The sequence below is a fragment of the Pseudomonadota bacterium genome (genome assembly GCA_034660915.1).
Classification (GTDB): domain Bacteria; phylum Desulfobacterota; class Anaeroferrophillalia; order Anaeroferrophillales; family Anaeroferrophillaceae; genus DQWO01.
In genome coordinates, this window is sequence record JAYEKE010000090.1 from 1 (window position 1) to 14,128 (window position 14,128).

At 46.0% G+C, this 14,128-nt stretch carries 15 protein-coding genes; 12 read left to right on the forward strand and 3 right to left on the reverse strand.

Annotated features, from left to right (window positions below; genetic code table 11):
• The first annotated feature begins 153 nt into the window (after positions 1-153).
• The gene (locus U9P07_05300; protein MEA2108818.1) at positions 154-1,893 is read left to right on the forward strand and encodes an HDOD domain-containing protein; all 1,740 of its coding nucleotides are present in this window, start codon (positions 154-156) and stop codon (positions 1,891-1,893) included.
• 37 nt (positions 1,894-1,930) lie between these two features.
• Here the strand turns inward: U9P07_05300 and crcB are convergent, their stop codons facing one another.
• Positions 1,931-2,308: a fluoride efflux transporter CrcB gene (gene crcB / locus U9P07_05305; protein ID MEA2108819.1), complete on the reverse strand. Its 378-nt coding sequence runs from the start codon at positions 2,306-2,308 to the stop codon at positions 1,931-1,933.
• 171 nt (positions 2,309-2,479) lie between these two features.
• On the opposite strand from crcB, the gene aroF reads away from it, so the two are divergent.
• The 11 genes from aroF to queC all read left to right on the forward strand — a co-directional run bounded on the left by aroF (position 2,480) and on the right by queC (position 12,909).
• Complete coding sequence (gene aroF, locus U9P07_05310) at positions 2,480-3,487, forward strand: 3-deoxy-7-phosphoheptulonate synthase (GenBank protein ID MEA2108820.1); 1,008 nt, start codon at positions 2,480-2,482, stop codon at positions 3,485-3,487.
• 20 nt (positions 3,488-3,507) lie between these two features.
• A complete protein-coding gene (locus tag U9P07_05315; protein MEA2108821.1) occupies positions 3,508-5,349 on the forward strand; it encodes a tetratricopeptide repeat protein in 1,842 nt (613 codons plus the stop codon).
• Positions 5,346-5,534, forward strand: a complete 189-nt coding sequence (locus U9P07_05320) for a DUF2065 domain-containing protein (GenBank protein ID MEA2108822.1) — start codon at positions 5,346-5,348, stop codon at positions 5,532-5,534. The genes U9P07_05315 and U9P07_05320 overlap by 4 nt, the downstream gene beginning before the upstream one ends.
• Positions 5,535-6,134: 600 nt before the next feature.
• Positions 6,135-7,178, forward strand: a complete 1,044-nt coding sequence (queA, locus tag U9P07_05325) for a tRNA preQ1(34) S-adenosylmethionine ribosyltransferase-isomerase QueA (GenBank protein MEA2108823.1) — start codon at positions 6,135-6,137, stop codon at positions 7,176-7,178.
• Entirely contained in the window at positions 7,178-8,308 is a 1,131-nt protein-coding gene (gene tgt, locus U9P07_05330; GenBank protein MEA2108824.1) for a tRNA guanosine(34) transglycosylase Tgt, read from the forward strand. Before queA ends, tgt begins: the two co-directional genes overlap by 1 nt.
• A gap of 90 nt (positions 8,309-8,398) precedes the next feature.
• Positions 8,399-8,539, forward strand: a complete 141-nt coding sequence (locus tag U9P07_05335; protein MEA2108825.1) for a hypothetical protein — start codon at positions 8,399-8,401, stop codon at positions 8,537-8,539.
• A gap of 71 nt (positions 8,540-8,610) precedes the next feature.
• Entirely contained in the window at positions 8,611-8,940 is a 330-nt protein-coding gene (yajC, locus tag U9P07_05340) for a preprotein translocase subunit YajC (GenBank protein ID MEA2108826.1), read from the forward strand.
• Positions 8,941-8,979: 39 nt separating this feature from the next.
• Positions 8,980-10,572 (forward strand): protein translocase subunit SecD, encoded by a 1,593-nt coding sequence (secD, locus tag U9P07_05345; GenBank protein MEA2108827.1) that lies wholly within the window; start codon positions 8,980-8,982, stop codon positions 10,570-10,572.
• A gap of 59 nt (positions 10,573-10,631) precedes the next feature.
• A complete protein-coding gene (gene secF, locus U9P07_05350; GenBank protein ID MEA2108828.1) occupies positions 10,632-11,561 on the forward strand; it encodes a protein translocase subunit SecF in 930 nt (309 codons plus the stop codon).
• A gap of 11 nt (positions 11,562-11,572) precedes the next feature.
• Complete coding sequence (locus U9P07_05355; protein MEA2108829.1) at positions 11,573-12,214, forward strand: radical SAM protein; 642 nt, start codon at positions 11,573-11,575, stop codon at positions 12,212-12,214.
• On the forward strand, positions 12,214-12,909 hold the full coding sequence (gene queC / locus U9P07_05360; GenBank protein MEA2108830.1) for a 7-cyano-7-deazaguanine synthase QueC: 696 nt from the start codon (positions 12,214-12,216) through the stop codon (positions 12,907-12,909). Before U9P07_05355 ends, queC begins: the two co-directional genes overlap by 1 nt.
• Here the strand turns inward: queC and U9P07_05365 are convergent.
• Together U9P07_05365 and U9P07_05370 are read right to left on the reverse strand one after the other, a co-directional pair.
• Positions 12,906-13,784 carry an inositol monophosphatase family protein gene (locus U9P07_05365; GenBank protein MEA2108831.1) on the reverse strand — a complete coding sequence of 293 codons (879 nt, stop codon included), beginning with the start codon at positions 13,782-13,784 and terminating at the stop codon, positions 12,906-12,908. The genes queC and U9P07_05365 overlap by 4 nt on opposite strands.
• Positions 13,785-13,946: 162 nt before the next feature.
• Positions 13,947-14,128: hypothetical protein (locus tag U9P07_05370; protein MEA2108832.1), on the reverse strand; the 182-nt coding region annotated here is incomplete at its 5' end.

Genomic DNA, 14,128 nt, shown 5'->3' on the forward strand with positions numbered 1-14,128 from the left:
TTCTCTGTGACTTTGTGCCTCTGTGAGAGTATTTTTATCTTTTCTGAAAACGTAGTCGAATGTTTACGTTTGTAATAGCAAAACATCCTGTAATCATTAAACTAATAGCTAACCGCTAAAGGCTAATTGCTCAGTTTAGGAGTATATTAGTCAATGAGGACTGACTTGAAACAGTTGCAAAAAAAAAGTATCAGCCTGGTAATTCCCAGTCCGCCGCAGATCATAACCCGGCTTCTGGCAATGATTTCCGAGGATCGTTGTTCAGCGAATGAACTGGGCGAGTTGATATTGAAAGACCCTTCACTGACAGCTCGAATCCTTAAAGTAGCTAATTCCCCTTTTTACCAGTTCAGTAACAAAATTGAAACCGTCAGCCATGCGATTTCTCTTCTTGGGCAGGAAACTATTCGCATGATTTGCGTCAGTGAATCATTCCTGGCCATTTTTCCCATGAATAGAGGTCGTTTACACCAGCTCTTTCAACAGCATAATGATCATTCTTTGCTTACCGGGATTGTTGCCAGGTCATTGATTACTTATCTCAGTCCCGGGATTGAGTCGGAAAAAGCTTTTATTGCCGGCTTGCTTCACGATATCGGCAAACCGATACTCTGGTATAATTACACCAGGAAAACTTCTGAATATGAACAGGTCTGCCGGACGGGGTTGAGTGAACTTGAAGCTGAACGCATGGTGTTTGGCTATGACCACCTGACAGTGGGAAAATGGCTGGCTGATGAATGGACACTGGGAAATGAATTGACGGATGCCATCACTGGGCATCATTATGAAGGGAAACTGGTTAAAATATCTGCAGATCAGGAACTTAAACTTAGTGAAATAATCTATTATGCCAACCTGATGGCCAAAACCATGACGGTTGCTAAGAATGAATTCATCATCCGGCCGCAGATTAAAGAATATTTAGGAAAAAGTTTCCCCGGGTTGCCACTTGATGATTTGCTGGTCAGGATAAATGAAGATGCCAGGACTTTTATCGGCAGCCTCTTTCTGGAGGATGGTTTTCAGGGTGCCGATAATGGAAAAATAAACGAAGAACCGGAAGTTACCGATGATTCAGTGGTTTCTTTTGGCGATTCATATCCGGAAATGGTCAAAAAAGCCCTGACATTATTCAATACTTACAACTATTTCCTTGGCAACTTCCAACTGGGTGAGGCTTTTTACCGGATGCTCGAAAATATTCAGCTTTCCCTGGGAATGTCAAAAATATTTATTGTTTTATATGATCGGAAAAGAAAGCAACTGGTTATTAAAGGTACGCCGGCGAAATATCGCCAACTTCTGGATCTGAAGCTGGAACTGGATGAGGGGGTAAGTAAATTTTTTTCCAGCGGAGAACGGAAGGAATTATGGTTTACGGCGGCCAAAGACCAACAGAACGTCAGCCTGGGACAACAACTGGCTCAATTGTTCGGTAAAGAACTGGGGATTTCCGATGGCGTTTTTGTTCCGGTTACAGGTTCTTCATCTTTTGTCGGCGGGTTCGTGGCTTTGTGCCGGCTGGAACAGCATAATGCATCCATGGTGGTGGAATTTCTTAATGGGTATGCGGTACAGCTGGCCCTGGCCATTCGCATTTACCGGCTCAATAAACGGATGCTGGCCGCTGAGCATGACAAGACTGTGGCGGAAATGGCCGGTACCCTGGCTCATAGCCTTAACCAGCCATTACAGACCTTATCAAGTTATATCTACCTGTTGGAAAAAGAAATGAGAGTTGGTTCATATGGCAGTTCCAGCAGAAATGTTTACTGTGAGAAAATGAAAAAAGCGCTGGGTGAGATGCAGCATAGTATCAAGCGTTTTCAATCAGCCAAAGACTCTGAAACGACGCAATATCACGGGCAAGAGAAAATCTTAAGCGTCTGAGAGTAAAAGCTTCCTGCCAAAAGTAGTAAGAAAATCCTTACTGCCATGCCTTTCCTAAAGCCATTCCCATCCCGGCGGCAACCAGACAGATAACCACGTTCAGGACTATATTTACTATTGCTTTAGTATAGTTTCCGTGTTCAATGAAATGCAGAGTGTCAAGGCTGAAGGTGGAAAAGGTGGTAAATGCGCCCAGAAATCCAATGGTTATCGCACTCTTTAGTTGGGGAGAAATGCCAGGATAAGTAATGAAAAGCTGGAGTATGAAAGCCAGCAGGAATGAACCGCCGACATTGACCACTAAAGTACCATAAGGCATGCCACTGCCGGCAAAATGATGAACCCAACCGGTTACTAAAAAACGGCTGACAGCCCCGCAAAAACCACCAATGCCAACGCTGATAATCCTGATCATATAAAAATTACTTCCGGAAAGGCAAAAAAAAGTTGTTTTTGTGGCTTTACTGTATAAATTATTCGGCTGTCAAGTATTATTCCTTTCCTTCTGGTGTTATCTCCTTGACCGTACAGTCCATTTATGGCAGAATTTCAATGTTTAACAATATTCTGCCAACAGGGAGAAAGTATGTTAATTGTCATGCAAAAGCAGTCTTCCTCAAAAGAGGTTGACCAGGTGGTTGAAACTGTGGAAAAGCTGGGTTTTCAAGCCAAGGTTATTCCCGGAGCCGGGAGGGTGGCCATCGGAGTGGTGGGTAACCAGGGTTATGTCGAAGATGCAGCGATTTCACGCTTGCCAGGGGTATCTCATGTTATTCATGTCACTAAACCGTATAAATTAGTCAGTCGGGATTTCAGTCCGGAGAATAGCGTGGTAACCATTGGTGAGCTGAAGGTTGGAGAAGGATGCCCGCCGGTTATAATGGCGGGTCCATGCTCGGTTGAATCGGAAGAACAGGTTTTTTCCACCGCCGAACTGGTAAAAAAAGCTGGAGCTCACATATTGCGTGGGGGTGCCTTTAAGCCGCGGACAGGTCCCCATAATTTTCAGGGTCTTGGCGAGGAAGGGCTGAAAATGCTCAGTGAGGCAGGCAAAGCCAATGATATGCCGGTGGTGACTGAAGTTATGCGGATTGGCCAGCTTGATTTAATCTGCAAATATGCTGATATACTGCAAATTGGCGCCCGCAATATGCAGAATTTTGATCTGTTGAAGGAAGTGGGTAAAATAGATCGGCCAGTGCTGCTGAAACGGGGAATGTGCGCTAGCATTGATGAATTTCTGGCAGCGGCGGAATATATTCTGGTTGCCGGAAACAGCCGGGTGATTTTATGTGAACGGGGGATCCGCACTTTTGAAACCGCAACCCGTAATACCATGGATCTGGCTGTTGTTCCCCTGATCAAAGAAAAATCACATTTGCCGATCATTGTTGATCCATCGCATGCTACCGGAAAAAGTTCTCTGGTAATCCCCATGGCGGTAGCCGGAATTGTTGTGGGAGCTCACGGGGTTATGGTTGAAGTTCATCCACAGCCGGAATGTGCCTTGTCTGATGGCCTTCAGTCACTGGATTTCCCCGGTTTTAATCAGCTTATGGAACAATTGACTTATTATATCCAACTGAAACGTTGATGGCTTCGTAGAAATTCCATATGGGAAAAACTCTTCCAGTCTTATTTTTGATTCTGTTGCTTGGTGTTGGTTCTGCGCTCGCAGCAGTACAGGAAAAACGGTCTGAGGAAGAAATTGCCAAGGTTGCCATCGGTGCCTATCAGGATGGTTTCTATGAAGTTGCCAAGGAGGAACTGGAAGATTTTCTGATTACCTATCCTGATTCCGGCTATGGGTCACAAATTAAATTAATCCTGCTGCTTACCTGTCTCCATTTAGACGAATGCCAGGATGCATCCTTGCTCTGGCCGGAAGTGGGGGGGGAAGTTGTCCTGGAAAAATATGGTTTTTCTCCGGCTCAAGTGCTTTTTCAATTGGGTATCTGCTTTTTTCAGGAACTTGATTTTGATCAAGCCAGACAACATTTTCATGAAATATTACAATCATATCCTCGAGGGCGACTGGCATCCCAGGCCCGTTTTTTTCTGATAAAAATGGCCTTTCATCAAAATAAGTTTGATGTTGCTGCTGATAATGCGACAATGCTGTTTAAGCTGAAAGATTCCCAGCTTGCCCCTGGACAGAACAAAGAGTTGCTCTATTTTTCCGGATTATCCTCTTATCGGATCGGCAAATATGATGCTGCCGTGCCATTGCTTAAAGAATATTTTCATGCATATGCTGCGGGGATGGATAAAAATGCAAAGATATTTTATTATAAAATATTGATTAAAGCTGCCTTGCAAACCGCAAAGCTATCTCTTGCCAATCATTTCCTCGATTTGTGGTTGGCTGAATATCCCCGCTCAGAGGAGGTTTCGGCAGCCCTTTACCTGGTTGGTGAAGCAAATTATAAACAGCATAACCTTAAAAAAGCATATAGCTATCTCCAACAATTGGTTTTACGAGATGATCTGAATCCGGGACAAGAGCGGATAGCATATGGCCATCTGGTGAATATTCTCTTGACCGGGAAGAATCAAGCTGAACTGATTAAGTATCTGGAAAAGATTATTCCCCTTGAAGATGGACTCAATGAACAAAAAAGACATCAGAAATTGTTAGGCACTCTTTATTATGAAGCGAAAAATTATGGGAAGTGTATGTTGTTCTTGTCCCCGCTCCTGAAAAAATTTTCTCAAGCGGGAGAGGATAATGAAGATACTTTATTGATGTACATCAATGCCGGACTGGCTGCCGGTCAATGTGCTGATGTGGTTAAAATATTATCTTCCCGGTTTGATTTCAGACGGCTGAAGAAAACAACCCCGACGTTGCTGGAAGCCGGATATTATTATGGCTTATGTTTGGAACAAGAACATCTTTATCCCGATGCGTTTTACGGTTTGCAGCAGGTTTATAAACAGACCGACAACCGTGAATACCGGATAAAAATACTGGATGCCATGAACCGTATTTCCCTGAAGCTTGATAAACAAGAGCAGTTTCAGACAGTAGCCAAAACCATTGTTCGGGACTTTTCTCTCGATAATCTGGAAGATGAAAAACTGCTAAAAGAATATCCCCATCTGGTACTTACCGTGGCCACTCATTTTTACCAGCTGAATGAATATGAGCGGGCAATGCCTTCACTTCTCTGGCTTCAGGGGTTGCCGGTAAAAAAATATCCGGCTTTGCATAGACAGACACTTTTTTTTCTGGCTGAATGTTATTTTCACCAGGAGAAATTTGGTGAAGCTATTCCGGTTTATGAGGAGTTGGTGGATGGAGTTTCCGGCCGCTATCGTGAGCTTGCAGTCCTGAGATTGGCAACGTTGTATGAACAACAGGGCTACCAGAAAAAAAAGGCCGAGATATATCAGAAAATACCTGAAATTACGGGAGATTCAGGCTTGGAAAAGGTGATCAAAAGGGATCAATGAAATACTTTATTGCCGCTTTAGGCCTGGCGCTGATTATCGAAGGTATGCCGTATTTTCTTTTCCCTGCCGGCATTAAACGGGTTCTTGCCACCATGCAGGAATTACCGGAGCATATCCTCAGAGTTTTTGGTCTCACCATCATGCTGATTGGTCTTGCCATCTTGTATGTTATCAAGATGTCCTGAGGCACTTTGAGAAAATTGCCTTTTTGCTCGATTACTGCTATCTGGGACATCATTTTAATTCTAATGGCAGATTATGACGGTGTACGGTGTAGGGTGAAGGGAAAATGCCTTATACCTTGCACCTTTTTTATAATATCTTCCTGGTTAGCAGATAATCAACTTACGGAAAACTGATTGAAAGAGTGTGCAGGATGTATGGAAATATTTCCACACACTTATTAGATCTTGACTTACGAGTTGAGTTATGTTTTAAAAACCCGTTTATATTTGACTCAACTTTTTGACTTGCATTGCCGGGGATATATTTGCCGGATGTTCAGGCTTGGCTCATAGCCTGTCTGCCGACAGGCAGGCGGAATTGGCCGCCTGGTTGGGGACAGTTTTAAAACTGTCCCCCATTGTGATTCGCGGCGGACAATCGGGGACATTGCTTTAGCGCGCCTCACAATCCGGCCTGTCTGCGTGCGGCACGCACAGGCAGGCCATGGACGGCCGGCGAGAATGAGCGAGAGCCATACCGGAACATCCCTGTGGATTTTTTCCGCTGTTTTTAGAGCAACTCAGAAAGTTGAGGAATTGATTAACCTGGTCTTTGATATTATGAATGTAGATCTTTTTTCCTATAACTTACCGGAAGAGTTGATTGCTCAACATCCACTTGAACAACGGGATAGCTCGCGGTTATTGGTTCTCAATCGTCAGAGATCTATCATTGAAGATAATTTTATTTCTGAACTTAGTTCTTTTCTTCATGCAGAAGACCTGCTGGTTTATAATGACACCAGGGTTTTCCCTGCCCGGTTGCGGGGGTTGAAACCGACTGGCGGGCAGGTGGAAGTATTCCTTATTCCCGGCAGGAAAATTGATCCGGAGGCCGGTGAAGAGTTGTGGCAATGTCTCTATAAGTCTTCAAAACCGGTTAAGCCCGGGCTTGAACTGACTTTTGGTGATATGTTGGTCGGAGAAGTTATCACTCCTTCTTCTTTTGAGCCGGGGAAGATTAAGCTGACAGCTTCAGGTGGAAAAACCGTTCGTTCGGTGATTGAATTCATCGGACAAGTGCCATTGCCACCCTATATCAAGAGGTCAGTTAGCGAGAATGATCGGGAACGATATCAGACAATATTTGCCGGGAAAGGAAATGATGGCGCGGTTGCTGCCCCCACTGCCGGGCTGCATTTTTCTCCCGATCTTTTGACCAGGATAAAACAGAAAGGGGTTAAGACCGCTTCTTTGACTCTCCATGTTGGCCTGGGGACTTTTGTTCCGGTAAAAGCTTCAAAGGTTGAAGATCATCAAATACATGAAGAATCTTACCGGATTCCGGCAACGACTCTGGATGCGATTGCTGATACCAGGTCAGGTGGAAAACGGGTTATTGCCGTTGGTACCACGGTGACCCGGGCCTTGGAATACTATGCCAAAACCAATAGGACTGATGGCTTTTGTAATCTTTTTATCTATCCGGGATTTAAATTTAAACTTATTGATGCCCTGATCACCAATTTTCATCTTCCCCGATCAACCCTGCTCATGCTGGTAGCGGCTTTTGCTGGCCATCAATTCATCATGAATGCCTATGAGCATGCAATCAGGCAAAAATATCGCTTTTACAGCTATGGCGATGGTATGTTAATAATCTGATGAATCATTTTACATTAACAGCCACCGATACTTGCAGCCAGGCAAGATGTGGGAGCCTGAAAACCGGTCATGGGGTTATTAAAACCCCATGTTTCATGCCGGTTGGAACCAAGGCGACGGTAAAAGGGCTGACACCACGGCAACTACATGACGAAATAAACGCCCAGATTATTCTGGCCAATACCTATCATTTGTTTTTGCGACCTGGTGAACGGCTTATTGGTGATCTTGGCGGATTGCATGCATTCATGAGCTGGGATGGACCCATCCTGACCGATAGTGGCGGTTTTCAGGTTTTCAGCCTGGCATCCCTGAGAACCCTGGAAGAGGAGGGGGTTACCTTTCGCTCTCCTGTGGATGGCAGTTGTCACCTTCTGACTCCTGAACGGGCCATTGAAATTCAGGAAATCCTGGGGTCGGATATTATCATGGCCTTTGACGAATGTACTTCGTATCCGGTTGATTATGATGTGGCCCGGCGCTCATTGCAGTTGACCGCCAGGTGGGCCGAACGATGTAAAACCGCCCGGAAGCGGTCGGACAACCTGTTGTTTGGTATTGTCCAGGGCAGCATGTTTTCCGAACTGCGCCGTGAAAGCGCTGAGTTGACCCGGGAAATAAATTTTGATGGTTATGCCCTGGGCGGATTGAGCGTTGGCGAAGAAAAATCATTAATGTATGAGATGGTGCAATTCACCGCGCCCTTATTACCGGATAATCAACCTCGTTATCTCATGGGGGTGGGGAAACCCGAGGATATTCTCACTTCAGTGGCAGCCGGTATTGACATGTTTGATTGTGTGCTGCCGACCAGAAACGCCCGAAACGGGATGTATTTTACCTGGCAAGGGCCGTTAGCTATCAAGCAGGCCCGCTATCGTACGGATTCTTTACCCGTTGATGAGCAATGTTCCTGTTATGTCTGTCAGAATTTCTCCCGGGCCTATTTACGGCATTTATTTCGGTCGGCGGAAATACTTTCTTCCGTGCTGGCCACGATCCATAATCTCTATTTTTATCATCAATTAATGCATAAAATCAGGTTTCAGATAGAAAAAGGTTCATTTACAGATTTTATGAAGAATTTTATTTTAAATTATGATATCAGCAGTCAGTCACATACGAAGTGATATTACTTTTAGTCAACTTTCTGAGTTGTGAAAAAACACCTGTCTGCCGACAGGCAGGGCTGAAAAAATCTGTTTTAAGGATATTCCGGCATGGCTCTCGCTCATTCTCGCTGCACATCGTGTGCAGCTGTGAGGTGCCCGCCGCGAATCACCGTCGTGGTGATTCGTTCGGCGGTCAATGCCGCCTGCCTGTCGGCAGACACGGCTGTGAGCCAAGCCCGAATATCCTGATCATGTCTCCTGGCAACACAAGTCAGAAAGTTGAGACTTTTAATAACTAAACTTATAAAGGAGTTGGACACATGTTAGGTATAGCATTTGCGATGGCACAAAATCCTGCTGCTGGTGGTGCAGGTGGTGGACTGGAAGCAATAAAAGGTTTCTTTCCCTTGATTCTCATGTTTGTGATTTTTTATTTTCTTCTAATTCGCCCCCAGCAGAAGAAACAGAAAGATCATAAAAACCTGCTGGCCAACTTGAAACGGGGAGATGAAATTGTTACTGCCGGCGGGTTGGTAGGCAAGATAACGGCCATCACCGATCGTATCATAACCATTGAAGTGGCTGATAAAGTCAGAGTTAAAATTCTTCGTGGCCAGATTATGACTGTCCTTCAGGGTGAGCAGTCGTAGTCAGCATTTATCAGGTTTTTTTTCGGGAGATGTGTCAATATGATTAAGAGTATCAAGTTGCGTTTGTTGATTGTCCTGGTTACCGTTGTTCTTGCGATTCTTTATATGGTGCCGACAGTTACCAATAAATTACCTTCATGGTGGGGTAAAATCCTGCCTACGGATCAGATCCATCTGGGGTTGGACCTGCAGGGTGGTATCCATCTGCTGATGGAGGTGGATGTTGCTAAAGCAATGGAGGCGACAACTGATCGGATAGCTGGAGGAATGCAGAGTTTTCTTCATGATAAAAAGATGGATATTGTCGCGGTAAAACAGGTTGAAATCGGGGAATTGTCGATCAGAATGGCTGATGCTGTTGATATGACGGAAGTTCAGTCTATGCTTGACAAAGAATTTCCCCAATGGAAATTTCTGCGTGCCCAGGGGCAATCGCTTAATTATAAAGTCGAAAACGCTGAACGTCAACGCATTGAAAAAATGGCGGTTGAACAGGCTGTAGAGACCATGCGTAACCGGATCGATCAGTTCGGGGTCTCCGAACCTGAAATCAGGCCCCAGGCTGATAATCGCATCCTGGTTCAGCTGCCGGGAATCAAGGATACCAAGCGGGCTATTGAGTTGATTGGTAAAACTGCCCTGCTGGAATTTAAACTGGTAAGTAACAAAATTAATCCCCGGGAGCTTGAATCTGGAAATATTCCGGATGATATAGAGATTCTTTATCAACAGGAATATGATCCGGTTACCAAAAAAAACATTCGCCAGGTTCCCTATGCCCTGGAAAAAAAGACCCTGATGACCGGTGAATACATTGCCGACGCCAAGGTTCGCTTTAATTCCCAATATGGTGAACCTTATGTGGCCATGGATTTTAATTCCCGGGGCGGCAAACTGTTCGACCGGATAACGGCAGAAAATGTCAAGCGCCGCCTGGCGATTATTCTGGATAACCATGTCTATTCCGCTCCGGTAATCCAGGAACGGATTTCCGGGGGTAAAGCCCAGATTTCCGGTCGTTTCGATGCCAAGGAAGCCCGTGATCTGGCGATTGTCCTGCGTGCCGGCGCCCTGCCGGCCCCTATTCGAATTCTGGAAAAGCGAACTGTCGGTCCCTCCCTCGGACATGATTCAATCAGAAAAGGGCTGATTTCCATGGTTATCGGTTTCATGCTGGTGGTGGTTTTTATGGTGATCTATTACCATCTTAGCGGTCTGGTTGCCAACCTGGCGCTGGTATTGAACCTGCTTTTCATTCTCAGTGTTCTGGCATTGGCAAAAGCAACCTTAACTTTGCCTGGCATTGCCGGAATTGTTTTGACCATTGGTATGGCTGTCGATGCCAACGTGCTGATATTTGAACGGATAAAGGAAGAGTTGCGTTTGGGGAAAACCACCAGGGCTGCCCTTGACGGTGGGTACAATAAGGCCTTTCTGACGATTATGGATGCAAATATTACCACGCTTATCGCCGCGATTGTTTTGTACCAATATGGCACCGGACCGATTAAGGGATTTGCAGTTACTTTGTCTATTGGCATTGTTTCCAGTTTATTTACCGCTATCTTTGTCACCCGGCTGGTGTATGATTCGATTATGGAAAAGAGATCAGTGAAGCAGTTGAGTATCTAGTTACGGTGTACGGTTCCTTTAACCTTTAACCTTATACCTTTCTTTTAAGGAGTCTGTGTATGCAGTTTATAAAACCGGGAGTAAATATTAACTTTGTCGGCCGGAGGTTTTTTTTTATCACCTTGTCAGCCGTTGTTATTCTGATTGGGATTGCCTCCCTGTTGTTCCATGGTGGGCTTAATTACGGGATCGATTTTGCCGGCGGGACCCTGGTACAGGTGAGGTTCAGTCAGCCGACTACCCCCGACGACATACGAAAGGCGCTGAAAGGTCTTGATCTTGGTTCCAGTACTATTCAGCAGTTTGAAAAGGCCAGTGGTGAGGAATTTTTAATCCGGGTGGAAAAATCAAAATCTGATCTTGTTGGTCTGTCGGATGAGATAAAAGCAACCCTTGATGAAGTATATGGCGCCGACCAGGTTGATATCCGCCGGGTGGAAATGGTAGGTCCTAAAGTTGGTAAAGATCTGCGCCAAAAAGGGTTTATGGCGATTATTTATGCCTTGGTCGGGATTCTCATCTATGTGACCTTCCGTTTTGAATTCAAGTTTGCCCTGGGGGCGGTGGTTGCTCTGTTCCATGATGTGATTATAACCGTCGGGATTTTTTCCTTGCTGGACAAGGAATTCAGTTTATCCATCTTGGCTGCCTTGTTAGCTATTGTTGGTTATTCACTCAATGATACTATCGTGGTATATGACCGCATCAGGGAAAATCTGCGGCAACCGGGGAAACGATCATATGAAGAATTAATTAACACCTCCATCAATGAAACCCTCAACCGTACCATCCTGACTTCAGTAACGACCATCCTAGTTCTGACCAGTCTTTTTTTCCTTGGTGGTGGGGTCATTCATGATTTTGCCTTTGCTTTAATGATCGGTGTGATTGTGGGTTCCTATTCATCCGTTTTTATTGCCAGCCCCATTGTTATTGGCATGAAAGGGCTTAAAGTCTTCCAAGGGAAGCGAAGCCGGATGTCAACCTGAACCGAGGTTATATGATCAGTATTGCTGAAATTTTTTACAGCATACAGGGGGAGTCCACATTTTCTGGACTCCCCTGTGTTTTTATCCGTTGTTCCGGTTGTAATCTCTCTTGTTCGTATTGTGATACCAGATATGCCCGGGAGCCGTCAAATGGAAAGCTGCAAACCATTGATGAAATCATGGACCAGGTATCATCCTTTCCCGTGGATCTGGTGGAAATTACCGGCGGCGAACCGCTGCTGCAGCCTGAGATTCATCAACTGATTGATCGACTTCATGCAGCTGGGAAAAAAGTGTTGCTGGAAACCAATGGCTCACGGGATATCTCCAAACTTGACCGGCGGGTGCAGGTTATTCTTGATGTCAAAACTCCGGGCAGCGGCATGGTGGACCTTAATTATGAGCAGAACTACCAGCAGCTTGGCGGTAATCATCAGCTTAAATTTGTTCTTTGTAGTGAGGATGATTTCTGGTGGAGCCGGGATTTTATCCGGGACCGGCTGCCTGAATCAGTTGAAATTCTTTTCAGCCCGGTAGTGGAAAGATTGAGTGTGCCGCGGCTGGCGGAGCTGATCCTGCAGGAACACCTGCCGGTTCGCCTGCACCTGCAGCTGCATCGGATTATCTGGCCTGAGGTGGATCGAGGGAAATAATGAGTGAAAAAAAAGCGGTTATTATGCTCAGTGGTGGGCTTGATTCGGCCACCGTAGGGGCTGTTGCCCGCGAGCAGGAATATCAGCTCTATTGTTTGAGTTTTAGCTATGGCCAGCGCCATTATTGTGAACTTGAAGCGGCGAGCAGGGTGGCCCGGTCGTTGTCGGCAGTGCGGCATTTAATCCTGCGCCTGGATTTGAACCTGATAGGCGGTTCTTCCCTTACCGACCAGAAGCTGGCTGTCCCCAGGAACCAGGTTCCTGCTGATGAAGCTGAAATCCCCATAACCTATGTGCCGGCCCGTAATACCATTTTTATCGCCCATGCGGTTGCCTGGGCGGAAACCCTGGAAGCCCGGGATATTTTTCTGGGGGTCAATGCCATTGATTACAGTGGCTATCCTGATTGCCGGCCTGGGTTTATCAGGGCGATGGAACGGGCGGTAAATTTGGGAACAAAACGGGGAGTAAATGAAAAAACCCCCTACTTTCGCCTGCATACCCCTCTGATTGAACTGCATAAACATGAAATAATTCAGCTGGGGATCAAACTCGGAGTTGATTATGGCTTAACTCATAGCTGCTATGATCCTGATGATCAGGGAAAACCCTGCGGTCAATGTGACAGCTGCTGCCTCCGCTTACAGGGATTTGCGGCGGCCGGGTTGGAGGATCCTCTGGATTATCAGGTTTAAATGCGGGAAAGCTGAATAATATCCATCACCTTTTTCATGGTTACGGGATTGCCGGCAGCTAGGATGGGCAGGGTTTTTTCCAGGTCAAGAGTCAGTTCATCAAGGTTTTCACCCAGCATGCCGGTAATGACACCACCGACTTCCTCCAGGATGACCTTGCCGGCCACATAATCGATGGTCCGGGAGGGGATGGGATAGAAAAATATATCAATATTCCCGGCAGCGAGATAACAGATATCCAGAGCGGTTGAGCCCAGACAACGGGCTCGTTCAAACATATCCAGCAGTGGTTCCACCCGTTTCAAGCCTGCCTTGTTATGGGCCGCTTCAAAGACAAAAGCCCGGGGAATCTCTACATTCTTACCTTCAATCTGTTGACCATTAACAAAAGCAGCCGCCCCTTTAATGGCATGAAATTCATCTCCGTTGGCCAGGTTACGGACATAGCCAAGGACCACATCATTAACAGTTTTACCAGTAGCCAGGGCCATTGAGGTCGCATAGTAGGGAATCCCCTGGCGGGCGTTGAAACTGCCGTCCAAGGGGTCAATAATAATGTGAGTGTCCGGATCATTGCCAAACTTGCGAATACCCAGCTCTTCGGAAACCAGGATAAATTCCAGATCGAAATTATTATGCAGGATTTCGAGTTTGTCGAGGATGATATCTTCGGCGATCTTGTCTAGTTTCAGGGTCTGGTCACCACCGGCACCCTTGCCGATAATCAGGGCGCCATCCTTAGTGCCGGCGAACTGTTTCATCTGTTCATCAATCTTACCGCTCAGTTTCTGAAATGTATTAAGCCAGAAATCAAGGTCCATACAAATACCCGTTTGCAAAATTAAGCTGTTGTCCCATTCCTCTACCATATTCATTGCCTGTTTGCAAGATGCCGGCAATGTGCTAATTTTCTTGACAAAACTGATGGAACAGAGGTAACCGTGTAGCTATTATTGCCTGCTGAACTGCTTACATAAATAGCTCAACTTTCTGACTTGCATTGCCAGGGATATATTAGCAGGATGTTCGGGCTTGGCTCATAGCCTGTCTGCCGACAGGCAGGCGGTATTGGCCGCCGAACGAATCACACGATGTGATTCGCGGCGGACAATCGGGGACATTGCTTTAGCGGTGTCCTCACAAGCCGGCCTGTCTGCGTGCGGCACGCACAGGCAGGCCATGGACGGCCGGCGAGAATGAGCGAGAGCCATGCCGGAAC